This is a genomic window from Kribbella sp. NPDC000426, from assembly GCF_040300265.1.
In the GTDB taxonomy this organism is placed as follows: domain Bacteria; phylum Actinomycetota; class Actinomycetes; order Propionibacteriales; family Kribbellaceae; genus Kribbella.
The window spans coordinates 34,982-60,516 of sequence record NZ_JBEPDK010000015.1 but is presented as its reverse complement, the minus strand read 5'-3'; the positions used below and the strand labels follow the sequence as shown (position 1 = coordinate 60,516).

At 69.1% G+C, this 25,535-nt stretch carries 29 protein-coding genes and 1 riboswitch; of the genes, 12 read left to right on the top strand and 17 right to left on the bottom strand.

The genetic code is table 11. From position 1 onward, the window contains the following. Window positions 1-159 precede the first annotated feature (159 nt). Complete coding sequence (locus ABT313_RS44570) at window positions 160-825, top strand: hypothetical protein (protein ID WP_350867161.1); 666 nt, start codon at window positions 160-162, stop codon at window positions 823-825. A gap of 7 nt (window positions 826-832) precedes the next feature. Here the strand turns inward: ABT313_RS44570 and ABT313_RS44565 are convergent, their stop codons facing one another. The 4 genes from ABT313_RS44565 to ABT313_RS44550 form a co-directional block, all read right to left on the bottom strand. Next, entirely contained in the window at window positions 833-1,267 is a 435-nt protein-coding gene (locus ABT313_RS44565) for a PIN domain-containing protein (RefSeq protein WP_350867158.1), read from the bottom strand. Next, a complete protein-coding gene (locus tag ABT313_RS44560) occupies window positions 1,264-1,500 on the bottom strand; it encodes a ribbon-helix-helix domain-containing protein (RefSeq protein WP_350867155.1) in 237 nt (78 codons plus the stop codon). The genes ABT313_RS44565 and ABT313_RS44560 overlap by 4 nt, the downstream gene beginning before the upstream one ends. Window positions 1,501-1,528: 28 nt before the next feature. Beyond that, window positions 1,529-2,140 (bottom strand): hypothetical protein, encoded by a 612-nt coding sequence (locus ABT313_RS44555; RefSeq protein WP_350867152.1) that lies wholly within the window; start codon window positions 2,138-2,140, stop codon window positions 1,529-1,531. Between the two features lie 131 nt (window positions 2,141-2,271). Next, the gene (locus ABT313_RS44550; RefSeq protein ID WP_350867150.1) at window positions 2,272-3,102 is read right to left on the bottom strand and encodes a helix-turn-helix transcriptional regulator; all 831 of its coding nucleotides are present in this window, start codon (window positions 3,100-3,102) and stop codon (window positions 2,272-2,274) included. A gap of 102 nt (window positions 3,103-3,204) precedes the next feature. On the opposite strand from ABT313_RS44550, the gene ABT313_RS44545 reads away from it, so the two are divergent. Further along, window positions 3,205-3,897 (top strand): SDR family oxidoreductase, encoded by a 693-nt coding sequence (locus tag ABT313_RS44545; protein WP_350867147.1) that lies wholly within the window; start codon window positions 3,205-3,207, stop codon window positions 3,895-3,897. On the opposite strand, the gene ABT313_RS44540 is transcribed toward ABT313_RS44545, so the two are convergent. Further along, complete coding sequence (locus ABT313_RS44540; RefSeq protein WP_350867144.1) at window positions 3,898-5,271, bottom strand: L-serine ammonia-lyase; 1,374 nt, start codon at window positions 5,269-5,271, stop codon at window positions 3,898-3,900. A 79-nt stretch (window positions 5,272-5,350) separates the two neighbouring features. Then, window positions 5,351-5,453: riboswitch (glycine riboswitch) on the bottom strand. 122 nt (window positions 5,454-5,575) lie between these two features. On the opposite strand from ABT313_RS44540, the gene ABT313_RS44535 reads away from it, so the two are divergent. Next, window positions 5,576-6,985, top strand: a complete 1,410-nt coding sequence (locus tag ABT313_RS44535) for an alpha/beta fold hydrolase (protein ID WP_350867141.1) — start codon at window positions 5,576-5,578, stop codon at window positions 6,983-6,985. Between the two features lie 3 nt (window positions 6,986-6,988). On the opposite strand, the gene ABT313_RS44530 is transcribed toward ABT313_RS44535, so the two are convergent. From ABT313_RS44530 to ABT313_RS44520, 3 genes are all read right to left on the bottom strand, one after another. Further along, window positions 6,989-7,216 (bottom strand): hypothetical protein, encoded by a 228-nt coding sequence (locus ABT313_RS44530; protein WP_350867138.1) that lies wholly within the window; start codon window positions 7,214-7,216, stop codon window positions 6,989-6,991. A gap of 192 nt (window positions 7,217-7,408) precedes the next feature. Beyond that, entirely contained in the window at window positions 7,409-8,833 is a 1,425-nt protein-coding gene (locus tag ABT313_RS44525; RefSeq protein ID WP_350867136.1) for an aminopeptidase P family protein, read from the bottom strand. Window positions 8,834-8,910: 77 nt separating this feature from the next. Beyond that, window positions 8,911-9,633: a GntR family transcriptional regulator gene (locus ABT313_RS44520; protein WP_350867134.1), complete on the bottom strand. Its 723-nt coding sequence runs from the start codon at window positions 9,631-9,633 to the stop codon at window positions 8,911-8,913. Between the two features lie 98 nt (window positions 9,634-9,731). On the opposite strand from ABT313_RS44520, the gene ABT313_RS44515 reads away from it, so the two are divergent. The 3 genes from ABT313_RS44515 to ABT313_RS44505 are packed head-to-tail and all read left to right on the top strand — an operon-like array spanning window position 9,732 to window position 11,922. Beyond that, complete coding sequence (locus ABT313_RS44515; RefSeq protein ID WP_350867132.1) at window positions 9,732-10,484, top strand: LamB/YcsF family protein; 753 nt, start codon at window positions 9,732-9,734, stop codon at window positions 10,482-10,484. Further along, window positions 10,484-11,089 carry a 5-oxoprolinase subunit B family protein gene (locus ABT313_RS44510; RefSeq protein WP_350867130.1) on the top strand — a complete coding sequence of 202 codons (606 nt, stop codon included), beginning with the start codon at window positions 10,484-10,486 and terminating at the stop codon, window positions 11,087-11,089. The genes ABT313_RS44515 and ABT313_RS44510 overlap by 1 nt, the downstream gene beginning before the upstream one ends. Then, window positions 11,086-11,922, top strand: a complete 837-nt coding sequence (locus ABT313_RS44505; RefSeq protein ID WP_350867128.1) for a 5-oxoprolinase subunit C family protein — start codon at window positions 11,086-11,088, stop codon at window positions 11,920-11,922. Before ABT313_RS44510 ends, ABT313_RS44505 begins: the two co-directional genes overlap by 4 nt. A gap of 3 nt (window positions 11,923-11,925) precedes the next feature. Here ABT313_RS44505 and ABT313_RS44500 read toward each other — a convergent pair whose 3' ends face one another. Continuing rightward, window positions 11,926-12,900, bottom strand: a complete 975-nt coding sequence (locus ABT313_RS44500) for a GlxA family transcriptional regulator (RefSeq protein WP_350867126.1) — start codon at window positions 12,898-12,900, stop codon at window positions 11,926-11,928. 35 nt (window positions 12,901-12,935) lie between these two features. Here ABT313_RS44500 and ABT313_RS44495 point away from each other — a divergent pair, with 35 nt between their 5' ends. The 3 genes from ABT313_RS44495 to ABT313_RS44485 are packed head-to-tail and all read left to right on the top strand — an operon-like array spanning window position 12,936 to window position 15,676. Continuing rightward, on the top strand, window positions 12,936-13,568 hold the full coding sequence (locus ABT313_RS44495) for an HD domain-containing protein (RefSeq protein ID WP_350867124.1): 633 nt from the start codon (window positions 12,936-12,938) through the stop codon (window positions 13,566-13,568). A 44-nt stretch (window positions 13,569-13,612) separates the two neighbouring features. Beyond that, entirely contained in the window at window positions 13,613-13,966 is a 354-nt protein-coding gene (locus ABT313_RS44490) for a UBP-type zinc finger domain-containing protein (RefSeq protein ID WP_350867123.1), read from the top strand. A 6-nt stretch (window positions 13,967-13,972) separates the two neighbouring features. Then, on the top strand, window positions 13,973-15,676 hold the full coding sequence (locus ABT313_RS44485; RefSeq protein ID WP_350867121.1) for a glycoside hydrolase family 32 protein: 1,704 nt from the start codon (window positions 13,973-13,975) through the stop codon (window positions 15,674-15,676). On the opposite strand, the gene ABT313_RS44480 is transcribed toward ABT313_RS44485, so the two are convergent. From ABT313_RS44480 to ABT313_RS44460, 5 genes are all read right to left on the bottom strand, one after another. Next, complete coding sequence (locus ABT313_RS44480) at window positions 15,673-16,674, bottom strand: proline racemase family protein (RefSeq protein WP_350867120.1); 1,002 nt, start codon at window positions 16,672-16,674, stop codon at window positions 15,673-15,675. The genes ABT313_RS44485 and ABT313_RS44480 overlap by 4 nt on opposite strands. Beyond that, entirely contained in the window at window positions 16,671-17,573 is a 903-nt protein-coding gene (locus tag ABT313_RS44475; protein WP_350867118.1) for a dihydrodipicolinate synthase family protein, read from the bottom strand. Before ABT313_RS44475 ends, ABT313_RS44480 begins: the two co-directional genes overlap by 4 nt. Then, complete coding sequence (locus ABT313_RS44470; protein ID WP_350867116.1) at window positions 17,570-19,309, bottom strand: 2Fe-2S iron-sulfur cluster-binding protein; 1,740 nt, start codon at window positions 19,307-19,309, stop codon at window positions 17,570-17,572. Before ABT313_RS44470 ends, ABT313_RS44475 begins: the two co-directional genes overlap by 4 nt. Then, window positions 19,306-20,466: an NAD(P)/FAD-dependent oxidoreductase gene (locus tag ABT313_RS44465; RefSeq protein ID WP_350867114.1), complete on the bottom strand. Its 1,161-nt coding sequence runs from the start codon at window positions 20,464-20,466 to the stop codon at window positions 19,306-19,308. Before ABT313_RS44465 ends, ABT313_RS44470 begins: the two co-directional genes overlap by 4 nt. 109 nt (window positions 20,467-20,575) lie before the next feature. Beyond that, complete coding sequence (locus ABT313_RS44460) at window positions 20,576-21,181, bottom strand: helix-turn-helix domain-containing protein (RefSeq protein ID WP_350867112.1); 606 nt, start codon at window positions 21,179-21,181, stop codon at window positions 20,576-20,578. Between the two features lie 127 nt (window positions 21,182-21,308). Here ABT313_RS44460 and ABT313_RS44455 point away from each other — a divergent pair, with 127 nt between their 5' ends. Next, window positions 21,309-21,965 carry a hypothetical protein gene (locus ABT313_RS44455; RefSeq protein WP_350867110.1) on the top strand — a complete coding sequence of 219 codons (657 nt, stop codon included), beginning with the start codon at window positions 21,309-21,311 and terminating at the stop codon, window positions 21,963-21,965. Here the strand turns inward: ABT313_RS44455 and ABT313_RS44450 are convergent, their stop codons facing one another. Further along, entirely contained in the window at window positions 21,966-23,018 is a 1,053-nt protein-coding gene (locus ABT313_RS44450) for an SDR family oxidoreductase (RefSeq protein ID WP_350867109.1), read from the bottom strand. A 70-nt stretch (window positions 23,019-23,088) separates the two neighbouring features. Between ABT313_RS44450 and ABT313_RS44445 the strand changes: the two genes are divergently transcribed. Next, window positions 23,089-23,973, top strand: a complete 885-nt coding sequence (locus tag ABT313_RS44445; protein WP_350867107.1) for a LysR family transcriptional regulator — start codon at window positions 23,089-23,091, stop codon at window positions 23,971-23,973. Beyond that, window positions 23,973-24,926, top strand: coding sequence for a cation diffusion facilitator family transporter (locus tag ABT313_RS44440; protein WP_350867105.1), 954 nt, complete (start codon window positions 23,973-23,975; stop codon window positions 24,924-24,926). The genes ABT313_RS44445 and ABT313_RS44440 overlap by 1 nt, the downstream gene beginning before the upstream one ends. Here the strand turns inward: ABT313_RS44440 and ABT313_RS44435 are convergent. Both ABT313_RS44435 and ABT313_RS44430 read right to left on the bottom strand, forming a co-directional pair. After that, window positions 24,892-25,080 (bottom strand): DUF3099 domain-containing protein, encoded by a 189-nt coding sequence (locus ABT313_RS44435; protein WP_137256383.1) that lies wholly within the window; start codon window positions 25,078-25,080, stop codon window positions 24,892-24,894. The two genes, ABT313_RS44440 and ABT313_RS44435, sit on opposite strands and share 35 nt — an antisense overlap. Window position 25,081: 1 nt before the next feature. Next, window positions 25,082-25,531, bottom strand: coding sequence for a MarR family winged helix-turn-helix transcriptional regulator (locus ABT313_RS44430; protein ID WP_137256382.1), 450 nt, complete (start codon window positions 25,529-25,531; stop codon window positions 25,082-25,084). Window positions 25,532-25,535 lie beyond the last annotated feature (4 nt).

Below are 25,535 nucleotides of genomic sequence, written 5' to 3'. Positions count from 1 at the left end.
TCGAGTTCTGCTGTGCCTGCACCGTCGTCATCGGTGCCGTCGGCCGGACCGCTGGGTACAGCGGCGTACCAGGCCGAACTGACCCGGATCGACAAAGTGCTGGCCGGGCCGGCCTCGCGGCTGACGCGTGTTCGCACCGCCGAGGGATTGAGTGACGCCATGAATACGCTGGCAGAAGCACTCAACACGGTCTCGATCCGGCTGGCCGCGATCAAGGTGACCTCGCGACTCGACGCAGCACACTCCTTACTGCAGGTGCGGATCGGCGTCGCCGCCACCCAACTGACCGGCCTGGCTGACGAGACCGAGGACGACGCCCGGTGCGGTGGCGTCGCGTACACCTCGCAGAACGTCCAGCGCCAGCTGCGCACGAATCTCAGCTCCGCGCTCACACTGCTGCAACAGCTCAAGCTGACCTTCGGCACGACGCTGCCCAACCCCGGTCGCGCGCCGGAGGAGGTGCGTCCGGACAGCGGGGACGTCCTGGTACGGCGGGGTCCGGACGGAACCGGCCAGCTCAAGATCACCAACGGTACGGCGAAGGACGTCGCGGTCTCGATCGTCACCGACGGCCAGCCGCCGAGCCGCCCGCAGGTCATGATCTACGTCCAGGCGACCAAGACCACCACGGTGAAGGGGATCGGCGGCGCCTACCACCTGTACTTCAAGAGCGGCACCGACTGGGACACCGACAACCGCAAGTTCCGCGCCGACTGCGCGTTCAAGAAGTTCGACCAGACCTTCGGCCGCAACCAGGGCTGGCAGGTGAACCTCCAACCCAGACCAGGCGGCAACGCCGACACCACCGAGGTCGAGGCGTACTGATCGGGCTTCAGAGGTCGTCCGGGAACAACCTGAAAGCCTTGTGCGGGGTCAACGGACGCAATGCCCGGAAGTCGCGGCGATCGAGAGTCAGAATCGCATCGGTTCGGTAGTCAGCAGCCAGCGCAACGCTGACTGCGTCGGCAAGATCGAGATCCAGATCGGCATACCGGCTCATCACACCGAGACCGGTCGTCAGCGTTTCGGCGCCGATGTCCGGCACCTGGAACCGCATCCGCCGTACCTGGGCCGTCAACAGTTCAAGGATCGTCGAGCGCGCCGCCGCTCCCAGCCGCGCACGGGAGAGATGATCCACCTCGGCGAGAACAAGAGGCGACAGGACGACCGTTCCGGCGTCCTGCAGAAGCTGCCTGCACACAGGCCCTTCAGGGGCGTTGCGATCGAAGGCCGCGATGATGCCGGAGGTGTCGGCGACCAGGATCACAGGTCGGTCCGGCGCGCGACCACGCCGCGAATCTCGTCCTTCGTCACCGGCTCACCATCGCCCTCGAAGGTAGGCCAGTCGAGCGGCTCGTCCCAGACCCGATTCGCCATCGCGGCCAGATGGATGCCCTCTCGGATGATCTCGGCCTCGGGAATCCCGCGCCGGCGAGAGGCATCCTTGATCAACGCCAGATCCTCGGGATCGGCGTAGACATTGGTGCGCTTCATCGACATGTACCAACCCTAACACACGTACATGTTCCTAAAGGCCCAGCTTGTCCAGGAGGCCGCCGAGGAGATCGCCGAGGCCGCCGCCGCCCGGGTGATCCGGGTCGTCGGGAGTGGTGGGCGGGCTGGTCGGGGTGCTGCTGGTCGGCGGCGGCTCGGTCGGGGTGGACGTCGTCGGTCGCTCGCTGGGTACGCCGGTCGGACGGCCGCTCGGCACCGTGGTCGGCGCCGTCGGCGGCACGGTCGGCGGCCGCTCGGTCACCACCGTGGTCGGCCCGGTCGTCTCCACGATCTGCGGGGTCGGCGTACCGGCGGTGATCGCGGGGTAGCCCGTGGTCGTGATGCCGGTCGGTAGCAGGACCTCACCCGGCCTGGTTGCTGTCGGCAACGAGGTCGGTACGGCGGTGGGCGTCGTCCCGGCGGACGGCGACGCGGTGCGCGGGATCGCCGGCAGATTCTGCGTCGGCCGGCCGGGCTCGATCCCCGCGACCGGGCTGGTGGGCTGCGGGCCGCGGCTCCAGAACGAGAGCAGACCGAGCACGAGGCAGCCGAACAGCAGCACACCGGCGCCGGCGGCGGCCTGACGACGGCGCCGAGGATTCTGCCAGGGCGGACGGCGGGACGCCGAGGCAGAGATGGGGCTCACAAGACCGGGAGATTATCGTTCGAAGAGTCGATTGAAACAGCCCTTGGAAGAAATTCCACGAAAGAACTTCACATTCCAGTAATTCCGGATCGGCTACGCAACCGTAGGAATGCAAGGCGTTAGCTGATTGCTCAGGTCAGTGCCTGCAGGCCGATGACCGACAGCAGCCGGAGCTTTTCGGCCGCCTCCGTATTCGGCGCCGCGGTGTACACGACCATGCGCAGGTCGCTGCCCGGCACCGCGAGTACGTCGCAGTCGATCGTGAACGTGCCGACCTCGGGATGCCTGATGATCTTCTGCTCGGATCGGTGGAAGCCGACGACAGGCTGGTCCCACAGCCGCGCGAAGTCCTCGTGCCCGGCACGGAGCTCGTCGATCAGCCCGCGGAGGTCGGCGTCGTGCGGGTAGCGCGCCAGTGACGCCCGCAGATCGGTCACCATCGCGATCCGGAAGTCCCGCTGCTGCTCCGGGGTCTGGACGACGCGGTCGCCCGGCGTCATGAACTGCTTGTAGATGATGTTGCGGCCGCGACCGCGCCACTCGGACGGATCGCCGATCATCGCGGCGAACAGCGGGTTCCAGCTGATGACCGTCCAGGCGGCGTCGCACACGCACAGCGGTGCGCCGTCGAGCTGGTCCACGATCCGCTGCACGCCGGGCGGGATGTACGTCGAGATCCGGCCCGGCGACGGCTCGACCTCGCCCGCGAGCGCGAACAGATGGTTGCGCTCGGCATCGGACAGCCGGAGCGCCCGGGCCAGCGCGGTCAGCACCTGCACGGACGGTGAATCCGACCGGCCCTGCTCGAGCCGGACGATGTAGTCGACCGACAACCCGGCGAGCTGGGCCAGCTCCTCGCGCCGTAGACCCGGCGCGCGCCGGGTCCCGCCGGCCGGCAGTCCGACCTGCTCCGGGGTCACCCGGTCGCGCCAGGCGTGCAGCGTCCTACCGAGTTCTGCCATGCCCCCAGTATTCCGCGCCGGCGCTCCGACAGCCTGGTACTGCCATTCCCTAGGACATCGCGGGTACTACCTGGGCGGTGCCGGCGGCAGGAGGGTGAAGGCATGACCACGACACTCATCACCGGGGCCAACAGAGGCCTCGGGTACGAAACCGCCAAGCAGCTGATCAAGGCGGGACACACTGTCTACCTCGGCGCCCGCGACCCCGAGCGCGGCAAGCAGGCGGCCGCGGACCTCGGAGCGCAGTACCTGCAGCTGGACGTCACGAGCGACGAGTCCGTCGACGCGGCCGCGTCGCAGCTGGAGTCACTCGACGTACTGATCAACAACGCCGGCATCCCCGGACCGCTCAACGAGGTCAAGCACCTCACCGCCGACATCTTCCGGGAGGTCTTCGAGCTGAACGTGTACGGCCCGGTGCGGATGATCCACCGCTTCCTGCCGTTGCTGGAGCGCAGCGACAACCCGGTGATCGTGAACGTCTCCAGCGGCCTCGGCTCGATCGCCACCGCGGCGGATCCGGACGTCGTGAGCACGGTGCCCGTCTGGGTGCCTGCCCCGGCGTACGGCGCCTCGAAGGCAGCGCTCAACATGCTGACGGTGCAGTACGCGCGGCAGCTGCCGAACCTGCGGATCAACACCGTCGACCCGGGCTACACGGCGACCGAGTTCAACGGCTACAGGGGCTACCAGACCATCGAGGAGGGTGCGGAGATCATCGTCCGGCTCGCGCAGATCGACCAGACCGGCCCGACCGCGCAGTACCTGAGCCTGCACGGGACGGTCCCCTGGTAACTAGCACTCGATGACGTTGACGGCGAGGCCGCCGCGGGACGTCTCCTTGTACTTGATCTTCATGTCGGCGCCGGTCTCCCGCATGGTCTTGATGACCTTGTCGAGTGTCACCACGTGGACGCCGTCGCCGTGCATCGCCATCCGGGCCGCGTTGATCGCCTTCACCGACGCCATCGCGTTCCGCTCGATGCACGGGATCTGCACCAGGCCGCCGACCGGGTCGCAGGTCAGGCCGAGGTTGTGCTCCATCGCGATCTCGGCGGCGTTCTCGACCTGCTGCGGCGTACCGCCGAGGACCTCGCACAGGCCGGCGGCGGCCATCGAGCAGGCGGATCCGACCTCGCCCTGGCAGCCGACCTCGGCGCCGGAGATCGACGCGTTCTCCTTGTAGAGCACGCCGATCGCGCCGGCGGTCAGCAGGAACCGGACCGCACCGGCCTCGCTCGCCCCGGGCACGAAGCGCCGGTAGTAGTGCAGTACGGCGGGAATGATGCCCGCGGCACCGTTCGTCGGCGCGGTGACGATCCGGCCGCCGGACGCGTTCTGCTCGTTGACCGCGAGCGCGAACAGGTTGACCCAGTCCATCACCTTGAGCGGATCGACCGACCACGGGTCCTGGCTGAGCTTCTTGTGCAGGGCATGCGCCCGGCGCGGCACCTTCAGCCCGCCGGGCAGGATGCCCTCGGTCTCGCAGCCCTCGCGGACGCAGTCCTGCATGACCTGCCAGATCCGCAGCAGGCCGTCGCGGATCTCCTCCTCGGTCCGCCAGGCCAGCTCGTTGGCGAGCATCACCTCGCTGATCGACAGCTGCGACTCGCGGCACCGGTCGAGCAGCTCCGCGCCGGTGGTGAACGGGTACTTGAGCGGAGTCGTGTCCGGCACGATCCGATCGCCGGCCGCGGCGTTCTCGTCGACGACGAATCCGCCGCCGACCGAGTAGTAGGTGCGCTCCCGCAGTACTGCGCCGGCCGCGTCGCGGGCGACGAAGATCATCCCGTTCGGGTGGTACGGGAGGGTCCGGCGGCGGTGCATGACCAGATCGGCGTTCTCGTCGAACGCGATCTCGTGCTCACCGGCCAGCACGAGCCGGCCGCGCTCGCGGATCGTCTCGACCCGGGCGTCGACCGAGTGCGTGGCGACGGTCTCGGGGTCGGCGCCCTCGAGGCCGAGCAGGACGGCCTTGTTGCTGCCGTGGCCGTGCCCGGTCGCACCGAGCGAACCGAACAGCTCGGCGTGGACGGTCGTCGTCGCGGCCAGCAGGCCGTCGTCGGCGAGGCCGAGCGCGAATGTGCGGGCGGCGCGCATCGGTCCCACGGTGTGGGAGCTCGACGGGCCGATCCCGATACTGAACAGGTCGAAGACGCTGATCGCCATCGTGTGGAGGTTCCTTCCGGTCGCCGTTGACCGTTGGTGTCCTCCCCGCTCTGTCAGACGGGAGGTCTTCCAGAGGTGCCTCGCCCGTGCGGTGAAGGTGCCTGAGAGATTCTTGGGGAGAGTTGCTCCTACGGCGCCCGGTTCAGTGTCTACTCGGCCCGGGACTCTCCCGCACGGGTTCATGCGGCTGTTGAATTGACTGCTGCTGTGGACGGTACCCCAGCAAGCCCCCAGACCGCGACCGGGGTCAGGCGGGGCTCGTCCCTGATGCCGGGCAGCAAGCGATTGCCCAAGGATCGTTCGCATGAAGTTCATCCGACGCGCCCTGACCGGCGCTGTAGTACTCGGTGTCGCGGCCGCCGGGCTGACGACCAACGCCTCCGCTGTTCCCAGCCGCGTGCGCTGGGCCGATTGCCAACCGGAGGGGGACGACGATCCCGCGCTGGTGAAGGGCTCGCAATGCGCCACGCTGCGGCTGCCTGTCGACTGGCGGAAGCCGAGTGGACCGACTTTCGACCTCGCCATCGCCCGGCGTACTGCGAAGGGCCGGCGGGTCGGCGTGCTCGTGTTCGGGCCGGGCGGGCCCGGTGACTCCGGCGTCGACCGGATCAAGACGGGGATGAGCCGGTTCAGCGCGGATCTGCAGGACCGTTTCGACATCGTCAGCTTCGACCCGCGGGGCGTGGCCCGGAGCAATCCGGTGCAGTGCTCGGCAGCGCTGCTCGCGAAGCAGCCGTCGCCGATCATCACCAGCAAGGCCGGGTTCACCGCGACGATCAGCTACAACCGGCAGCTGGCGACGGACTGCCGCGAGCACACCGGTCCGCTGTACGACCACATCGACACTTGGCAGACGGTCCGCGACCTCGACGCGGTACGCCGCGCGCTGGGTGAGTCCACGATCTCGTTCCACGGCAGCTCGTACGGGACGCTGCTCGGAGCGCAGTACGCCGAGACGTACCCGAACCGGGTCCGGGCGATGGTGGTGGAGAGCGTGATCGACCACGGCTCGCCGACGACGAAGTCGTTCCTCGACGTCCAGGCGGCCGCAGCACAGGACTCGTTCGACGAGTTCGTGAAGTGGTGCGACTCGTCGGCGGACTGCGTACTGCACGGGCAGGACATCCATGCGCTGTGGACCGGACTGCTGGCCCGGTCGAGTGATCCGTTCAAGCTGAGCTTCAAGGTGTTCAGACTGCTCTACGACCCACAGTGGAGGGTGCTGGCTCAGACGCTGAAGGACCTCGAGACCCCGTCAGCGTCCGCCGTGCCCAGCGGACTCGCGCAGTACCCACTGGCGGTCTTCTGTCAGGACTGGAACCTCCCGGTCAAGGACTACCGCGAGTACGCCGCACACCTGCAGCGGCTGGCCCGCGACAACCGGGACATGCGCTACCCGGGTCAGCTGATGGCGGTGTCGATCTGTCTCGGCGCACCGAAGGCGAACAACCCGCAGCACGTGCTGGACGTCCACGGGCTCAAGACGCCGGTGCTGCTCGCCAACGCGATCCACGACCCGGCTACGCCGTACCGGATGGCGCAGAGCGTGCAGCGTCAGCTCGGCCGGTCCGGAGTGCTGCTCACCTACGAGGGCTGGGGACACGGGAGCTACACCTCGAGCCCGTGCATGCAGGGCGCGATCGACGACTACCTGATCGCGCGTGAGGTACGGAGGCGCGGCAGCAGCTGCGCCGCCGTACCGCCGGCCGGCTGAAACTCAGACCGGTACGCCGGTGACTTCGAGGACGCGGTCGAGCTGGTCCCCGCGGACCAGCCGGCCCGTCATCAACCGAAGCTCGCCGCAAGCGGTCTCCAGTGCCTGCGCCTGGGTCCGGCAGTTGTCGACGAACCAGAACGGATCGTCGGGCTGCGGATCGTCGGCGTCGTCGATGTCGGCGTACCAGTGCCGGCTGCCGTAGTGCACTACTCGCACCCGTAGGTTCATGATGACTACTCCCCGTACCCAGGGATGCTGGGTCCCCCCTGGCCCCAGTCGGGGCCGCCTCGGCCTGGCGCGTGGGACGCGGCCCCCCACTAGCCACGCGCCCGGCCGAGTTCGACCCTCCCCCGCTCTGTACATCGTGCTGGGCGGGCGAGTGTTACCGGTTGTGACGGTTAATTTTGAGCGATCGCTTGATTACTTCAGGTGTGACCTGGTCCACTGCTCCAGGCCGTCGGTGGTGATCGGCAGGTCCTCGGTGAGGATCTCCAGCCGGTCGGCGTGGACGACGACGTTGTCCTCGATCCGGATACCGATGCCGCGCAGCTCCGGGGGCACGGTCTCGTCGTTCGGGTGGAAGTACAGCCCCGGCTCGACCGCGAGCGCCATACCGGCCTCGATGGTGCCGGCGAAGTACGCCTCCGGACGGGACGCGTCGCAGTCGTGGACGTCGAGGCCGATGTAGTGGCCGGTCCCGCAGACGATGTAGCGGCGGTGCTGCTGGCCGTCCGGGCCGAGCAGTTCGTCGATCGACGCCTCGAGCAGACCCCAGTCCCGCAGCCCTTCGGCCAGCACCCGCAGCGCCTCGTACTGGAAGGCGCGGTACGGCGCTCCGACCTTGACCGCCTCGAGCGATGCGAGCTGGGCCTTGTGGACGAGGTCGTGGACCTGCCGCTGCGCAGCGGTGTACTCGCCGGTCGCCGGGAACGTCCGGGTCACGTCGGCGGTGTAGAGCGTGCGCGTCTCGACGCCCGCGTCCAGCAGGATCACGTCGCCCTCGTTCACCGGGCCGTCGTTGCGGACCCAGTGCAGCACCGGCGCGTGGTTGCCGGCAGCAACGATCGACGCATACCCGACGCCGTTGCCGGCGGTCCGCGCGCGCCGGTCGAAGGTGCCCTGCAGCCAGCGCTCGCCACCGCCGCGGATCGCCTCCGGCAGCTCGCTCGCCACGTCGCCGAACGCGAGCACGCTGGCCGCGACCGCCTCCCGCAGCTGGTCGAGCTCCCAGTCGTCCTTGATCCGGCGCAGCTCCGCGAGCGTCTGCCGCAACGCGTTGCCGTCGGTGGGCGACGTCCGTACCAGCGCGTCCAGCATCGGCTCGACGCCGGGCACCGAGAGCATGAACGGGACCGCGCCGCGCACCGCCGCAGGCAGCTCCTCGAGCGGGCGACAGGCGATCTGCAGCGCGTCCGACCAGTCCTTCAGGCCCGGCACCGGGCCGATCCACAGCTCGCCGTCACGCGCGTTCGCGAAGAAGTCCGCCTCGTCCGGGCCGGCCGTCTCGCGCAGGTACAACGTCGCGTCGCCGTCGCCGGAGATCACCAGTACGGCGCCCTCGGCCTGGCAACCGGTCAGCCAGACGAAGTCGCTGTCGGCGCGGAACTGGTAGTCGGTGTCGTTCGACCGGACCGGCGCCCGGCCGGCCGCGAGCGCGATCCGCCGACCCGGCAGCGCCGCGGCGAGCTTGCGGCGGTGCTCGGCAGCCGCCTCGGCGAGCCCTTCCGGCACCGAAACCGAGCGGTCCACCGGCCCCCAGCCACGTGAGATGAACTCCCGGAACCCCTTGGCGTCGATGGGGCGGTACGACTTCGGCGTTTCTTCGGTCCGGGCGTCATCGGACATGAGCGAGCTCCCCTTTGCAGCTGACGTTGTCAGCTCATCAACTCAGGTACTTACCGGGCGGCGCAAGCCCTTATCGGCTAGCGGGATCGGAAGGCGGCGAGGATGGCCTGCTCGGAGTGCAGCAGGTACTCGTGCAGGTCGGCGGCGGCCTCGTCGTACTTGCGGGCCTCGAGCAGCTCGAACAGCCTGCGGTTCCGCTCGATGTACGGCTCGTGCAGCTCGCGGGGGGTCGCGATCACGTGGAAAAGGAGCCGCAACTCCGCGAGCAGCCGGCCGGTCATCGCGTCCATCCGGGAGCTGTCGGCCAGCCCGATCAGGTGCTCGTGGAAGCGCATGTTCGCCGTACCGACGACCGGCCAGCGGTCCGCGCGGGCGGCGGCCTCGGCGGCCTCGACGTCGTCCTGCAGCGGCTCGAGCCGGCTGGCCGGCAGCTCCGGGTCGCGGTCGGCGAGTCCGCGGACGACGTCCACCTCCAGGACCCGGCGGAGTCGGTAGAGGTCGATGACGTCGTGCTCGTCCAGCTCGGGGACGAAGACTCCGCGGTGCAGCTTGTAGACGAGCAGTCCCTCGTGGGTCAGCAGCCGGAAGGCCTCGCGCAGGGTGTTCCGGCTGACCTCCAGGACCTCGGTCAGCTCGATCTCGGAGAGTTGGGCGCCGGGCGGCAACGCGCCTTCGGTGATACTGCGACGAAGGATGTCGGCGGCCCGCTCCGCGGAACTGCTCCGGTCCAGTCGCGCGACGTCGGCGGCGACAGTTCGCAGCCACGCCTGCCGTTCGGTCTCGGCCCCACCCGTACTCATCTCCGCATCATCCCGCACCGCGGCGGTCAGGAAAAGTAGAACAAGCCTCTTGCAGGATTGTTGAACAATCTCTAGGCTCGGTCGAGGGAGGTGGCCGCATGGACCTCAACGCGGACATGGGTGAAGGATTCGGTTCCTGGTCGATGGGCGACGACGCGGCCCTGCTCGACGTTGTCACCAGCGCGAACGTGGCCTGCGGGTTCCACGCCGGCGATCCGTCGATCATGCGCCGGGTGACGGCCGGGGCGGTCGAGCGCGGCGTCGCGATCGGCGCCCACGTCGGGTACGCCGACAAGCCCGGCTTCGGACGGCGCTTCCTCGACATCGAGCCGGCCGCGTTGCGCGACGAGGTCGTGTACCAGATCGGTGCGCTGGACGCGTTCGCCCGGATCGCGGGCGACAAGGTGCGGTACGTGAAGCCGCACGGCGCGCTGTACAACACGATCGGCCACCACGCGGAGCAGGCGGCCGCGGTGGTCACCGCGGTCGCGGAGTACGACAAGACCCTGCCTGTGCTCGGTCTTCCCGGCTCGGTGTGGCTGCGGCTCGCGGAGGAGGCCGGGCTGACGGCTGTGCACGAGGCCTTCGCCGACCGGGCGTACACGCCCGAGGGGACGCTGGTGTCGCGACGCGAGGCTGGGTCAGTGCTGCATGACGCCGACGAGATCGCAGCCCGGTGTACGGCGATGGCGACCGGGCAGCCCATCCGAGACAGCTCGGGTGGCTCGCTGGTGGTCGACCCGACTTCTATCTGCGTGCACGGTGACACCCCTGGCGCCGTCGACATCGCTCGGCGGGTCCGTGGCGCATTGGAGGGAGCGGGCGTCACCTTGCGCCCGTTCACCGGCTGATGCGAATCCTCCCGGCGGGCGACCGGGCGCTGCTGGTCGAGCTGGACGATCTCGACGAGGTGCTGGGGTACTACGCCGCGCTGACGGCCGACGCCCCGGCGGATGTCGTCGACATCGTCCCGGCCGCCCGTACCGTGCTGGTCACCACGACCGGCGACCTCGCCACCTTGACGCGCACGCTGCATGACGTGACTCCGACCCGGGACAGCCGGACGGCCGGCGATCTGATCGACATCCCCGTCATCTACGACGGCGCCGATCTGGGCGACGTCGCCGAGATCCTCGGCTGTTCCGACGACGACGTGATCGCGCGGCACACCGCCGACGAGTGGACCGTCGCCTTCTGCGGTTTCGCCCCGGGGTTCGGCTACCTGACCTCCACCGGCAACTGGGACGTTCCGCGCCGGTCGTCACCCCGGACGAAGGTCCCCACCGGGGCGGTCGCGCTGGCCGGGGAGTTCAGCGGCGTCTACCCGCGCGAATCCCCCGGCGGCTGGCAGTTGATCGGTCGCACTACGACGAAGATCTTCGACCAGGAGCGTGATCCGGCCGCTCTGTTCCACCCGGGCCGGAGGGTCCGGTTCGTCGACGCGGGTCGTGGATGAGCAGCCTGACCGTTCTCGAACCGGGGCCGTTGGCAACAATCCAGGACCGCGGGCGGGCGGGTCAGGCGGCACTCGGCGTACCGGCGTCGGGTGCCTGCGACCGGTCTGCGTACGAGCTCGCGAACCGGCTGGTCGGCAATCGCCCCGGCGCGGCGGCGCTCGAGGTCACCTTCGGCGGACTGGTGATCCACGCCGATGTGGACCTGGTCGTCGCCATGACCGGCGCGCCCTGCACCGGCGTACCTCTGAATGCTCCCGCGACGTTGCGCGCGGGCCAAGTGCTCCGCCTCGGTCCGCCTACTACGGGTCTGCGGACGTATCTGGCGGTCCGGGGCGGCATCGACGTACCGCTGGTCCTCGGCTCTCGGTCGACCGACCTGCTGTCCGGCCTTGGACCCGCGCCGCTGACGGCCGGTCAGACGCTCCCGGTCGGTCGCGACGTCGAACCGATGCCCGGGGTCGACCTGGCTCCAGTCGCACATCCGGCCGGTGGGACGGTGGCGCTCCGCGTGACTGCGGGCCCGCGACGAGACTGGTTCACCGACGGCGCCTGGGAGTCGCTGCTTTCGCAGACCTACCAGGTCAGCAGCAACAGCAATCGCGTCGGAGTACGCCTCGACGGCGAGCCGCTGGAACGCGCCCGGGACGGCGAGCTGGCGAGCGAAGGCATGGCCCGCGGCGCCATCCAGATCCCGCCGTCCGGCACGCCGGTCATCTTCCTGGCCGACCATCCCGTCACCGGCGGCTACCCGGTCATCGCGTACGTCGCCGACGCCGACCTGGACGCCTGCGCACAGCTGAGGCCGGGCCAGCCGGTGCGGCTCGTCCGCTGAGGCTCACGCTGTCTGGAAGCGGCGAAGGTACTCCGTCGGCGTGATGCTGAGATGTCTCGCGAACGCACGTCGCAGGGTCTCGTCGCTGCCAAGCCCACTGAGCCGAGCTGCTTTGGTGATGCTGTGGCCGTCGAGCAGCAACTGCTGAGCCCGGTCGAGACGCACTCGCTCGACCCAGCGACTTGGCGTGGTCTGGAACTCGCTCTGGAACAGACGAGTCAGATGCCGCGGACTGACGGCCGCGGATGCCGCAAGGTTCGGCAGGGTGTGGTCGCCCGCGGGATCCGCCACCACGGCCTCGGCCACCGCCCGCAGCGGATCGCTTCGAGCCGGTGGGGTGTCCAATGCTGTCGAGAACTGGGACTGCCCACCCGGCCGCTGCAGGAAGACCACCAACTCGCGAGCGGTTGCCCGTGCGAGGTCGGGGCCGTGGTCAGCCTCGACGAGAGCGAGCGCAAGGTCGATGCCGGCGCTGATGCCCGCGGACGTCACGTACCGCCCGTCGGTGATGTGCAGCGCATCCGGCTCGACGTCCACCCTCGGGTACTGCCGCGCCATCGCGGCCGCGTGCCGCCAGTGCGTCGTCGCCCGCCGGTCGTCGAGGAAGCCGAGGGCCGCGAGTACGAACGCCCCGCTGCACACTGACGCCACCCGCTCAGCCCTGTCCGCAAGCGCCCGTGTCAGCCCGGCCACCTCGGTCGGCACAGCCTCGACCAGGTGATCGGCACCGGCTACGACCACCGTGTCGACCGCACCCACCTCCGCGACCGGGATCACCCCCGCGAGTACGACGCCCGACGCCGTCGTCACCTGTCCGCCCGACGCGGACACCAGCACGGTGTCGTACCGGCCGCCGCCCCGATTGGCCTGATGGAGCACTTCGAGCGGTCCGCTCACGTCGAGGAGCGTCACCCCGTCGTACACCACGAACGCGACTCGGTGTGTCCGAATCTGTGGTTGAGATGGCGAATTGGACATGGCAGCAGCGTAACCCGCACCGCGAACCTGGAGTCATGACCGAAACCATCGCTGGGATCCGGATCCCCGACAGCGCCCTGGCTCGCGAGGCCACCGAACTCGTCCGCGACGTCGCGTCCCCGCTGCTGTTCGACCACTCCCGCCGGGTGTTCCTGTTCGGCGCCCTCCGCGGCAAGGACCTCGAGTACGACGCCGAGCTGCTATACGTCGGCGCACTGTTCCACGACCTCGGCCTGACCGAGCGCTACCGCCGGATCGACCAGCGCTTCGAGATCGACGGCGCCGACGAGGCCCGGCGCTTCCTCCACGAGCACGGCGTCACCGGCGAGGCAGCCGACCGGGTGTGGATGGCCATCGCGCTGCACACGACGCCGGAGATCCCGCTCCACCTCCCCGCCGAGGTCGCGCTCGTCACCCGCGGCGTCGAACTCGACGTCCTCGGCCTCGGGTACGACGTGATCACCGACGCGGAGCGCGATGCCGTCGTCGCCGCGCACCCGCGTCCGGACTTCAAGAACCAGATCCTCGCCGCCTTCACCGAGGGCATCCGGGACCGGCCCGAGACGACGTTCGGCAACGTCAAGTCCGACGTCCTCGAACACTTCGTCCCGGGTTTCCACCACACCGACTTCGTCGACGTCATCAAGAACTCCGCCTGGCCCGAGTAGGGCCTTGCTTGTGAGGGGAGCGGGGACGGGCGAGGATGTGCGGTATGACGGCGAGTTCTGGAATCCCGGGCATCGACAGTTCTGTCCCTCCGAGCGGCACCGGCTGTGTCGAGTGCCTGGCAGCCGACGGTTGGTGGTTCCATCTCCGCCGTTGCGCGGAGTGCGGTCACATCGGGTGCTGCGACTCCTCCCCCGAGCAGCACGCCTCCCACCACGCGGCCGAGACCGGTCACCAGATCGTCCGCAGCTTCGAACCGGGCGAGGACTGGTTCTGGCACTACGGCGAGGCCGAGTACTACAACGGCCCCGAGCTGGCCCCGCCGGTCGCCCACCCGGAGAACCAGCCGGTCCCGGGCGGCAACGTGCCCACCGGCTGGCAGGGCAAGCTCCACCGCTGACGCCCCGTGACCGGCCTCTCCGCCGATGTCGTCATCGGCGACTTCACCACGTCCACGCCGGGGCGGCTGGTCTCGGCGCCGTTCGTCGTCTCCCAGCCGTACCTGAACTTCCAGATCTGCGGCGGCGACTACGAGTACAAAACCTGCCTGAACGTCGTCGTCAACGGGCGGGTGGTGCGCTCTGAGACCGGCCGCGCCACCGAGCGCCTGCATGCGGCGACCTTCGACCTGACCGACTGGCTCGGCCAGGATGCCCACCTGGAGGTCGTCGACGAAGCGGACGGCGAGTGGGGCTATGTCCGCGTGAGCGACATCGTCCTGAGCTCGACGCCGGCCGTCGTGGTCGCGAAATCCCCGTTGTACCGGGAAGCTCTGCGACCACAGCTCCACTTCACCGCCCGGCAGTTTGCGATGCACCGGCTGAACCCGGTCGAACGCGAGGAGGGCTGGCTCAACGACCTCAACGGGCTGGTCTTCCACGACGGCGAGTACCACCTGTTCGCGCAGCGCTGGAACAAGTGCTGGATCCATGCCGTCAGCAACGATCTGGTGCACTGGACCGAGCTGGAGCCGGCGTTCTTCGAGGAGTCCCTCGACGTCGGCGTGCAGTCGGGCAGCTGCGTCGTGGACGTCGACAACACCTCAGGTCTCGCGGCGCACGGCGACGGTCCGGCGATGGTCGCCTTCTGGTCGCGCAACGACAACCGGTCGCAGTGCGTCTCGTACAGCCTGGATCGCGGCCGGACCTGGACGCACTACGCCGGCAACCCGATCATGGACCTGCCGGAGCGGGACCCGATGGTGTTCCGCGATCACCGGCGTGCACAGTGGGTGATGGTGCTGTACGGCGACGATCGCTATCAGCTGCTGCGCTCCGACGACCTGCTGCACTGGGAGTCGCTGGACAGCTCGATCTCGGACAGCTTCGAATGCCCGGACTTCTTCGAGCTCGGAGTTGATGGCTCGGACGAGACGCGGTGGGTCCTCGTGCGCGGCGACGGCCGGTACTCGATCGGCTCCTTCGACGGGAAGTTCTTCGTCGAGGAGACCGCACAGTTGCAGGTCGACGGCGGACCACACTTCTACGCAACCCAGAGCTGGGCTGCGGGCAGCGGGACGGCTCCTCGCCGGGTCCAGGTCGCCTGGATGCGCGGCGGCCGCTACCCGAACATGCCGTTCAACCAACAGGTAAGCATTCCCTGCGACCTGACCCTGCACCGCACCGCAGCCGGCCTGCGGATGTTCCGCAAGCCGATGCCCGAACTAGAACGCCTCTCGCGGACCCGGCACAACTGGCCCGCCCGAGTCCTTTCACCGGGAAGCCCGTGGCAGCTAGGCACGGCATCGCCGCTGCTCCGCATCACCTGCGACGTCACCCTCGCACCAGCCGGCACCCTGACCCTCAACATCTACGGCACACAAGTCAGCGTGACCTCCCGCAGCATCGCCCTACTCCCGCCCGACCACCCGCACGCCCCCGCGGCCGAACGACAGACCGGCACCGTGGCGGAGCAGCCGACGATTGGCGAGGTGAGGAAGCTCGACATCGTCGTGGATACGACGTCGGTCGAGGTGTTTGCGAACGACGGTGAGGCGTCTTTGACGGCCTGTGTGCAGCCGGGTCACCTCGGGCTGACGCTCACCGCGTCCGGAGCGGACTGCACTCTCGGCGAGCTCGAGGTTGTCGAGCTCGCTTCGATCTGGCACTAGAGCACGAAGCCGGTCGGGAACGGGTCATCGGGGTCCAGCAGGTAGTTGGCGGTGCCGGTGATCCAGGCCCGACCGGTGACGGTGGGGACGACAGCCGGGTGTGGGCCGACGGTTGTTTCCTCGATCAGGCGGCCGGTGAAGCGGGTGCCGATGAAGGACTCGTTGACGAAGTCGGTGTTGAGCGCGAGCTCGCCACGGGCGTGCAGCTGGGCCATGCGCGCCGACGTACCCGTGCCACATGGTGAGCGATCGAACCAGCCCGGGTGGATCGCCATCGCATTGCGGGAGTCCGCGCCGTCTCCACCCGGCGCAGTGAACTGGACGTGCTTGCAGCCATTGATCCCCGGGTCGAGCGGATGGACCGGGCGATCCGTCGCGTTGATCGCGTCCATGATGTCCAGACCGGCCTGCAGGATGCGGTCCTTCTCCGCGCGGTCGAACGGGATCCCGAGCTGCTCCAACGGCAGGATCGCGTAGAAGTTCCCGCCGTACGCCAGGTCGTACGTGACCTTCCCCAGTCCGGGCACGTCAACCGAAGCGTCCAATGCATGCGAGTACGACGGGACGTTGCGTAACGTCACATGCTCCGCGCGACCGTTGCTCACGGCAACGTCTACGACGACGAGCCCCGCGGGTGTGTCCAGCCGGACCTGCGTGACCGGTTCGGTCACCTCGACCATGCCGGACTCGACCAGCACGGTCGCGACGCCGATCGTGCCGTGACCGCACATCGGCAGCAGACCGGAGACCTCGATGTACAGCACGCCCCAGTCCGCATCGGAGCGGGTCGGCGGCTGCAGGATCGCCCCGCTCATCGCGGCGTGACCACGCGGCTCGTTCATCAGGAACAACCGCAGGTCGTCCAGGTGCTTGATGAAGTACTCGCGCTTCTCGGCCATCGTCGCACCCGGGACCACGCCGACCCCGCCGGTGACGACGCGGGTCGGCATGCCCTCCGTGTGCGAGTCGATCGCGGAGATCGTCCGGACGGACCTCATGCCAACGACTCCACTGCCTTCTTCATGTCCTGCTCCAGTTGGGCTACGTGCTCGGGGACGAGCGGTCCGCGCGGCGGGCGGCACGGTCCGCCGTACCGGCCGACGTAGTCCATGCCGTACTTGATCGCCTGGACGAACTCGGTCCGTGAATCCCAGCGGAACGCGGCGACCAGCGGCTCGTACAGCGCGCGGGCCTCTTCCAGCTTGCCCTCCAGAGCCAGGTCGTACAAACGGACCGATTCCTTCGGGAACACGTTCGGGAAGCCGGCGAACCAGCCGGTCGCACCCATCAGCAGCGCCTCGAGCGTGAGGTCGTCAGCGCCGGCGATCACGGCGAGGTCCGGCGCAAGTTCACGGATCTCCAGGATCCGGCGGACGTCACCGGAGAACTCCTTCACCGCGACGACGTTCTCGATCCCGGCGATCTCGGCGAGCAGGTCCGGGGTCAGGTCGACCTTGGTGTCGAGCGGGTTGTTGTAGACCATCACCGGCAGCCCGGCCTTCGCGACCTCGGTGAAGTGGTTGATCACCTCGCCACGGTTCGCCCGGTACATCGTCGGCGGCAGGCACAGCACGCCGTCGGCTCCGTCCTCGGCTGCCTTCTCCGCCCACGCGCGCGCCTGGTGAGACCCGACACCGTGTACGCCGACGACCACGACACCGTCGTCACCGACCGCCTCGATCGCGGTCCTCGCCACCGCCCGCCGCTCGTCGTCGGTCAGCGACGAGTACTCACCGAGCGACCCGTTCGGCCCGACGCCCCGGCAGCCGTTGTCCACCAGCCAGCGGCAGTGCTCGGCGTACTTGTCCAGGTCCGGGCGCAACCCCGCCGGCGCCGACGCGTCCTCGGCGTACGGCAACGCGGTCGCAACGATCACGCCGTCCAACTTCTCGCTCATAGCTCCTCCTCGGCTTGGGCCAGATCGCGCAGCCGCACTGGTACGGCGATCGGTCGTTTCATGCTTGGTTTCGGTACGTCGCCCGGCGCGGCCAGCAACGCGGCAACGGTGCGCGAACACACCCGCCCCTGACACATCCCCAGCCCCGCGCGACTGCTGAGCTTCATTGCCCGGCCGTCGTCGAGACCGCGCTCTCCGGCGACAGTTTCGAGCTCTCCCCGCGTGACTTCCTCACAGCGGCAGATGATCGTGTCCGCGGTACTCCAGCTCTTCCACCCGTCCCGCACGGGGTACGCCTTGGCCAACGCCGCCGCAAACCGTCGCCCGCGCGTGACAGCTGCTGAGTCCACGGAAGGAGACTCACCACCACGTGCGTGCCGAGCTGCTGAGGCACCGGCCGAAGCGCCTTCTGCGCTGGACAACGCGGCACCGCCGATGCCGGTCAGCTCACCCGCGGCGTAGATGCCTGAGGTGGTCGTTTGCTGGTTGCCGTCGACCGCGACCGCCGGGCCGCCGTCAGGACCCGTGGTGAGGTTGCAGCGGGCCGAGACCGCGAGCTCGAGGTTGGCGGTGAACCCGAAGCCCACGCAGACCGCGTCGACATCCATCCGGCGTTCGCTCCCGGGAACCGGGCGCCAGTTGGAGTCGAGCCGCGCAATGGTGACGGCTTCGACGTGACACGTCCCGTGCGCGGCGATCACCGTCCAGCCGTGGCGGAGCGGGACGCGATGCCGGGCCAGCAACGCGCCGTACCCGACGGCTTCCCGAAGCTTGCTGGGGGCAACTAACGGATCGGTCGACCAGCCCTTGCGAACGGTGGGCAGCGAGTTGGCCTCGAGCAGCGCGACGACATCCGCGCCGACACCGAGCAGGGACTCGGCCACCGGGAGCAGGAACGGGCCGGTGCCCGCGACCAGGACGCGTTGCCCGATCGCGATGCGTTGCCCCTTGGCCAGCGCCTGGGCCGCGCCGGCGGTGTAAACACCAGGCAGATCCCAGCCAGGGAAGGGAAGCACACGGTCATAGGCGCCCGTCGCCAGCACCACGGCCTTCGCGTCGATCGGGAACGGCTGCCGGCCCGCCGCATCCGCCGGGCCTTGCTGCGCCCACAGACGAAGGTGCTCGATCGCCCAGATCGAAGTCTCCGGGAGATAAGCGATCCGCGGATGACTGCTGAGCAGCTCGCGCTGAGCCGCGAACGTCCTCCATTCGTGCTGAAGCCGATCCGGCCGCCGCGCGCCGAACTCGGTGGGCAGCTGCCGGTTGTACTGACCGCCGATCGCCCGGCCGTTGTCGACCAGCAGCACCTCCGCGCCGGCGTCCGCAGCAGCAAGCGCGGCCGCGACACCCGCCGGACCAGCACCCACGACGACAACCTCCGCGGCTGCAGGCGGATGCATAACCGGCTCGGACACCGAGGCCGCAGGCAGCACCGCCCCGGTTTGCGTCGTGATCGCGTCGCCGGTCGCGATCGTCCGTTGACACGCCCGCACGTCGGCAAGACCGTTGACAGTCACCAGACAGTCCTGACACGCCCCGATCCCGCAGAAGGTCCCGCGCGGACGGTTGTGGACGCGAGTCGTCCGCCACGTGTCGCGGCCGTTCGCCAGCAGTACGGCGGCCACGGTCTGACCGGCATGAGCCGTGACCGGATGCCCATCCACCGTGACGTCCACGGCAGGCGGCGCACCGACCTCGGCCGGATCGCCGGAGCGGGGTCGAAGGTAGGCGCTCATGACGCGATCACCGCCGGGCGGTCGACGCGGAACGGTGCGGGGTCGACATGTGGCGTCAGGCCGAGGAACAGCTCGGTGACGAGTCGACCCGTCGACGGCGCGAGCCCGATCCCCGCGCCCTCATGACCGGTCGCATGCCACAGCCCGAGCACCCGCGGATCCGCACCGATGACCGGCAGATGATCCGGCGCATACGGACGGAAGCCGCCGTACGCCCGCATCACCGGCACATCGCCGAGGAACGGGAACAGCCCGACCGCCTTCCGCGCAAGCTCCCGCAGCACCCGCACCCGAACCGCCTCGTCGAACCCGATCCGCTCGCGGCTCGACCCGATCAGCACCGTCCCGGCACGCGTCGACTCGACCACCGTGGACGTCTGCAACTCGGCATCGCCACTGCCGACCGCGCCGACGTAGTCAGCGTCATACACCTTGTGGCGCACGGACTCCGGCAACGGCGCCGTCACCAGGATCATCCCGCGGCGTGGCAGCACCTCGATCGGCGCACCCGCCGCCGCGCCGAAGGCACCGGCCCACGGCCCGCACGCGTTGAGCACCGCCCCACAGGCGATATCGCCGTCCGAGGTGTCCACACCGACCACGCGACCACGCGACTGCCGCACGCCGAGCGCGGTGACCCCCGATCTCACCTCGCCACCGCGCTCCCGGACGGTCGCCAGCAGAGCCGTCGCAGCCAGCACCGGCTGCACCTGCGCATCGTCCGGGTAGTGCACGCCGATCGCGACCCGGGGCGTGATCAGCGGCTCGAGGTCGAACACCTCGGCCGGCGTGATCACCTGCGCCGCGACCCCGGCCTCCTGCTGCTTCGCCGCGAAAGCGGTCAACGGCTCGGGATCACCCGTCGCCACCACGACGCCGCCCTTGGCTTCCCACTCGATATCGGCAATGTCCTCGCGCAAGCGCCCACGCACCACGTCCCACTCGGCTCGCGACGCAACTGCGAGGTCGAGCTCCGGCCCGGGCTCCTTGTCCGAGACCAGCACATTGCCCTCGCCGGACGCCGTCGTCCCCGCGGCCGGCCCGTCCCGGTCGATGACCAGCACCCGCACGCCGGCCGCCGACAACGCCTCCGCGCAGGCCGCCCCGACCATGCCCGCGCCGACCACCACCACGTCGGGTGTCGCGGACCGGCGCATGACAACTCTCCTCGAAGACGTTCGCTAAAATGAACGATATCGAGAGTACGCGCGGTTCCGGCGACCGGTCAATGCACTCAACCGGACCTCCCCCGGACTTCTTCCGGAACTATCCCGGCAAATGCGGCCCGCCGGCCGCCGTCGGGTACACATCCGGCGGATATTCGAGCAGCAGCACCGACCGCACCGGGCCGTCGACAGCCTCGTAGCCGTGCGGTCCGGCCGCCCGGAACGCGAGGTAGTCGCCAGGCCCCAGTTCCTCGGTCTGCCCATGTGTACTGACACGCAGCCGACCAGCCAGGACGATGTGGTGCTCGGTGCCCGGGTGTCCGTCGGAGTGCTGGACCGCATCCGGCCGGATCTCCTGGTTGTAGATCTCGAACAACCCGCCCGGGTGTTCGAGCCGCCGCAGCATCCGCAGATCGATCGCCTCACCGGACAGTACGTCGACATCCGCGGACCGCACCAGGACCAGGTCCGACGCCGGCGACTCGGCCAGCAGAGCGGACACCGGTACGCCCAGAGCGTTCGACAAACTGAACACTGTCTCGATCGTGGGGTTGCCCGCACCGGACTCCAGCTGCGACAGCGTGCCCTTGGCGATCCCGGACCGGCGCGCCAGTTCGGACAGCGAGATGCCCTGCTCGTCCCGCCGCGCCCGCAGGTTGGTCCCGAGCAGCTTTCCCGCACCCATCGCCGTCACAGCCCGGAGCATGCCACATCGAGGCGGTAACTTCGGATCCGTTGCGCGCATCAACCTCACTGAGAGGACTGGTGACCCACATGAAGCTCCTGCGTGCCCTCCCGGCGCTCGCACCGTCTTCGGCACCGGCGAGGCTCGTTTGAGCACGATCTGGAACTGGAGCAGCAACCTGCCGTCGCTGGAGTCCGGCATCGTCGTCACCAGCAGCAACGTCATCGGGCAGGCGTCGTACAACTCCAACACCGCCGAGCCCGCCAACCCGTCCTTCACGCAGATCAGCGCAGGCTGGGGTCCGTACTCCGCGATCGGGCTCTCGGTCGACCCTGATCGGCGGACGGCGCGCAACCAGTTCTACGGGCTCAGCAACGGGACCGTTCGCCGCTGGGTCATCAACAGCTTCGGGTGGACGCCGACCGGGCAGACGGGTGGCTTCAGTGCCGTGAAGACGTGGGCGCTGCTCGGCCAGTCCACGACGTACGACACGTTCCTGGCCACGACCCGAGGCGGGGCGCTGTACACGATCCGCTTGCCGCTGACCAAGGCGATGACCCCTGTGGTCAAGCAGGTCCGTTCAGGGACCTGGGGAGCATTCGACTACCTCGTGGCCCAGCGCTGCGGCCAGGTGAGCACACTGCTCATCGGCGTCGACAAGGACGCAGGTACGGCGTACCTGTACGCCATGAGCCACGCCAACGGACCGTCGACGGTCATCCAGTCGCTCGGCAAACTCCCCGGCACCTACACCGACCCGATCTACTTCCTCCGCACCCATGGCACCGATCTGCGCGGCGACTGATCAGGGAATGATCCCCTGCCGCCGCAACTCGGCGAAGATGGCGTAGAACATCTGCTCGGTCTCGACGTACTCGTGGAATCCGGCACGCCGGGCCTTCGACGAGTCGGCGAAGAAGTCGTAGTCCCATCCGAAGACGAAGTCCGCGAACGGCCACGACGACACCTCGGCGAAGGACGTCGTGGCCAGTCCGTGCGCGGCCTGCATCTCCTTCCAGAGCGACTCTTTGTCGGCCATCACGTCCTGCAACGACATCTGCAGCGGCGGCGCCGCTTCGAGACCGAACCAGGCCGCCAACCGCGGCCACAGCTCGTTCCACCGGAACAGGTCGCCGTTCGTGATGTTGAACGCCTGGTTCGCCGCGGCCGGCGAGGTCGCCGCCCAGACCGTTGCCTTCGCCAACAAACCGGCATCGGTCAGCTCGAGCAGCGCGTCGTACGCGCCCGGCTTGCCCGGGAAGCGCAGCGGTACGCCGAGCTCCTTCGAGATCGACGCGTACACGGCGATCGCGACCGCGAGATTCATGGGATTCCCCAACGCCGCACCGCCGACGACGGACGGCCGCAGCGCCGACCAGGTCCACGCCTTGCCCTGCTGCCGCTCCTCCAGGAACCGCTGCTGGTCGACGTTGAACTCCGGCGGCAGATGCGGCGGATCGTCCTCCCGGGCCGGTGTCTTGAACGGCCCGAGGTGCGCGCCGTACACCTTGTAGCCCTGCATCAGGCTGACGTGCCGAAGCCCGCGCGCGACCGGCTCGATCGCGTCCACGACGTTCACCAGCATCGCCAGATTCGGCGCCACCAACTCGGCCCAGGTCGGCCGGTCCTGGTAGGCGACATAGAACACGTGCGTCACGTCGGTCAGGCTCGCAAGCTTGGTCCGCGTGTCGTCCGGATCGAGCAGATCGACCCCGACATGCCGGACCCGACCGGGTACGTCGACACCGCCGCGACGGGACAGGCCGATCACCCGCCAGTCCGGCAGCGAGGCCAGATGTTCGACCAGATTCGTCCCGATGACACCCCGGGCACCCACGACCAATGCGACGCTCTCCATGCCAACAGCCTTACTGACCTGCGCGGATAAAACCAAGGCATTGTTTTCACCGAAGCCATAAGCTCAGATCATGGCAACACTCAGGCAGCTCGAGTACTTCGTCACGGTCGTCGACGAAAGCTCCTTCACCAAGGCGGCCGAGCTCCTGCACGTCACCCAGCCGGCGCTCTCGCACCAGATCCGCACGCTCGAACGCTCAGCCGGCAGCCCCCTGCTCGAGCGACTTCCGCGCACGGTCCGCCTCACCCCGACCGGCCGCGCGATGCTCCCGCACGCGCGAGCCGCCCTCGCCGACGCCGAGCGCGCCCGATGCGCCGCCCGTCAGGCCGCGGGGCTCGAGGTCGGCGAGCTGCAGATCGCCACGCTCTACTCGATCACCCTCGGCGTACTCCCTGCCGCGCTCCGCCGGTGGCGACAGACGCATCCCGACGTCGGCATCCGGCTCTTCGAACACCGCCATACCGAGGAGCTCATCGAGGCGATGAACGCCGGCGAAGCCGACCTCGCCGTCGGACCCGAGCCGAGCGACTGGTCCGGCGTCACGCGGACGCTCGGCACCGAAGAGCTCGTCGTCGTGGTCGCCTCCGACGATCCCGCAGCCAGCGGAGACACCATCAAGCTGCAGGACCTGGCCGACCGCGCGTGGGTCCATTACGCCCCAGGTCACGGGCTCGCGGACGTCCTCGACCACGCCTGCGCGCAGGCAGGCTTCGAGCCGCGGATCGCAGTACGCACGGAGCAGACCGCCGCCGCACCGGCTCTTGCCGCAGCCGGGCTCGGCCCCGCGCTGGTCCCCGACAACATCGGCCTCCCCAGAGACAGCCGCGTCCTCCACCTGGACCCACCACTGCGTCGCACGCTGACGGCGTACACCCGCGGCGAGCCCGACCCACTGGCTGCAGCGTTCATCGACATCCTCGTTTGGGGTGACGACGCCGCGGGCACGCGGAGGTGATGGCGGAAGAAGAGTCGGACGCAACAGTCCTCGTGGCCGGTACGGCGAACCTGGCGATCGCGATCGCCAAGATCGTCGCCGGCCTGCTGTCCGGATCCACCGCGCTGCTCGCCGAGGCAGCGCACTCCGTCGCGGACACGCTGAACCAGGTGTTCCTGCTGGCCGCGCTGCACCGCAGCCGCAAGCCGGCCGATGCCCGGCACCCGTTCGGCTACGGCATGGAGCGGTACTTCTGGTCCCTGCTCGCCGCAGTCGGCATCCTCGTCCTCGGCGCCGGCTTCTCGATCACCGAGGGCCTGCGCTCGATCGTCGCGCCTTCGCCGATCGCTGCCCTGGCGGTGATCTATCCGGTGCTGGGGATCTCGTTCGTGTTCGAGGGAACCTCCTGGCTCCGGGCGGTGCTCCAGCTCCGGCGCGAGGCTCGTGAGGCCGGCGTCCCGTTCCTCACGCAGCTCCGAGAGGCCGAGCCGGCCGTGAAGACCGTGGCGTTCGAGGACTCGGCCGCCCTGATCGGACTGCTCATCGCTGCGGCCGGAGTGACCCTGGCAGTCGTCACCGGCAATCACATCTGGGACGGCGCCGCGTCGATCGCGATCGGACTGCTGCTGATCGTGGTCGCCTTCACGCTCGGCCGGGACAACAAGACCATGCTGATCGGACGCGCGCTGCCGGTCGACACCCAGCGCGAACTGCGCCAGCTGATCACGAGCACACCGGGCATCGACGACGTACTAGATCTGCTCACGCTGCAGCTGGCGCCGGATCAGGTCCTGGTCGTTGCCAGCGTTGACCTGGACGACTCCGAGACCACAGGCGCCGCTGTCGAACAGCTGGCCGAGAAGGTCGACGTACGGGTGCGGGAGGCGTTCCCGATGGTGCGGCACCTCTACCTCGACCCGACACCCGCGGATGCGCGCGTCAGCGCTGATCGTGACCCCAGTTCGCCACGATGACGGCGATCGGCGGCAGTACGGCGGCGACCGCGCTCATCCCGATCGCAACCGGGATCGAGAACAGCCGGACCACGAACCAGGCCAGCCCGATCAGGGCCAGGCAGCTGCCCATCAGCCAGTAGTAGGCCTTGCGGTTGTCCCACCGGCGCGCCATGTCACACCGCCAGCGACAGCTTCCCGAGGGCGTCGACCAGCGGCGAGAGCTCGGGCAGCTCGGAGGCGTTCTTCAGTGCGGAGGTCAGTACGGCGTCGTGCGTCGGTTGCGCCTGGTCGAGCAGCTCGCGGCCGGCCTCGGTGACCTCGGTGTAGATGCCACGCCGGTCCGTCGGGCACAGGTACCGCTCGAGCAGCTTGCGGTCCTCCAGCCGGTTCACCAGGCGGGTAGTGGCGGACTGGCTGAGCACCACAGCGTTGGACAGCTGGTTCATCCGCAGGTGGTAGTCGTCCTGCCGCGCCAGGACGTCCAGCACGCTGTACTCACTCACGGACAGGCCGTGCTGCTTCTGCAGCGCGCGCTCGAGCTCGTCCTCGATCCGGGCGTGCAGCGCCGCCAGGGTGCGCCACCCCTGCGCCCGCGCCTCCGCGGCGTCATCCGGTAGTCCCACGACA

Coding starts and splice junctions, on each gene's coding strand:
- ABT313_RS44570 (WP_350867161.1), top strand. CDS start 160: ATGAATACGCTGGCAGAAGCACTCAACACGGTCTCGATCCGGCTGGCC.
- ABT313_RS44560 (WP_350867155.1), bottom strand. CDS start 1,500: ATGTCGATGAAGCGCACCAATGTCTACGCCGATCCCGAGGATCTGGCG.
- ABT313_RS44550 (WP_350867150.1), bottom strand. CDS start 3,102: ATGGCAGAACTCGGTAGGACGCTGCACGCCTGGCGCGACCGGGTGACC.
- ABT313_RS44545 (WP_350867147.1), top strand. CDS start 3,205: ATGACCACGACACTCATCACCGGGGCCAACAGAGGCCTCGGGTACGAA.
- ABT313_RS44540 (WP_350867144.1), bottom strand. CDS start 5,271: ATGGCGATCAGCGTCTTCGACCTGTTCAGTATCGGGATCGGCCCGTCG.
- ABT313_RS44535 (WP_350867141.1), top strand. CDS start 5,576: ATGAAGTTCATCCGACGCGCCCTGACCGGCGCTGTAGTACTCGGTGTC.
- ABT313_RS44530 (WP_350867138.1), bottom strand. CDS start 7,216: ATGAACCTACGGGTGCGAGTAGTGCACTACGGCAGCCGGCACTGGTAC.
- ABT313_RS44525 (WP_350867136.1), bottom strand. CDS start 8,833: ATGTCCGATGACGCCCGGACCGAAGAAACGCCGAAGTCGTACCGCCCC.
- ABT313_RS44520 (WP_350867134.1), bottom strand. CDS start 9,633: ATGAGTACGGGTGGGGCCGAGACCGAACGGCAGGCGTGGCTGCGAACT.
- ABT313_RS44515 (WP_350867132.1), top strand. CDS start 9,732: ATGGACCTCAACGCGGACATGGGTGAAGGATTCGGTTCCTGGTCGATG.
- ABT313_RS44510 (WP_350867130.1), top strand. CDS start 10,484: ATGCGAATCCTCCCGGCGGGCGACCGGGCGCTGCTGGTCGAGCTGGAC.
- ABT313_RS44505 (WP_350867128.1), top strand. CDS start 11,086: ATGAGCAGCCTGACCGTTCTCGAACCGGGGCCGTTGGCAACAATCCAG.
- ABT313_RS44500 (WP_350867126.1), bottom strand. CDS start 12,900: ATGTCCAATTCGCCATCTCAACCACAGATTCGGACACACCGAGTCGCG.
- ABT313_RS44495 (WP_350867124.1), top strand. CDS start 12,936: ATGACCGAAACCATCGCTGGGATCCGGATCCCCGACAGCGCCCTGGCT.
- ABT313_RS44490 (WP_350867123.1), top strand. CDS start 13,613: ATGACGGCGAGTTCTGGAATCCCGGGCATCGACAGTTCTGTCCCTCCG.
- ABT313_RS44480 (WP_350867120.1), bottom strand. CDS start 16,674: ATGAGGTCCGTCCGGACGATCTCCGCGATCGACTCGCACACGGAGGGC.
- ABT313_RS44475 (WP_350867118.1), bottom strand. CDS start 17,573: ATGAGCGAGAAGTTGGACGGCGTGATCGTTGCGACCGCGTTGCCGTAC.
- ABT313_RS44470 (WP_350867116.1), bottom strand. CDS start 19,309: ATGAGCGCCTACCTTCGACCCCGCTCCGGCGATCCGGCCGAGGTCGGT.
- ABT313_RS44465 (WP_350867114.1), bottom strand. CDS start 20,466: ATGCGCCGGTCCGCGACACCCGACGTGGTGGTGGTCGGCGCGGGCATG.
- ABT313_RS44460 (WP_350867112.1), bottom strand. CDS start 21,181: ATGCTCCGGGCTGTGACGGCGATGGGTGCGGGAAAGCTGCTCGGGACC.
- ABT313_RS44450 (WP_350867109.1), bottom strand. CDS start 23,018: ATGGAGAGCGTCGCATTGGTCGTGGGTGCCCGGGGTGTCATCGGGACG.
- ABT313_RS44445 (WP_350867107.1), top strand. CDS start 23,089: ATGGCAACACTCAGGCAGCTCGAGTACTTCGTCACGGTCGTCGACGAA.
- ABT313_RS44440 (WP_350867105.1), top strand. CDS start 23,973: ATGGCGGAAGAAGAGTCGGACGCAACAGTCCTCGTGGCCGGTACGGCG.
- ABT313_RS44435 (WP_137256383.1), bottom strand. CDS start 25,080: ATGGCGCGCCGGTGGGACAACCGCAAGGCCTACTACTGGCTGATGGGC.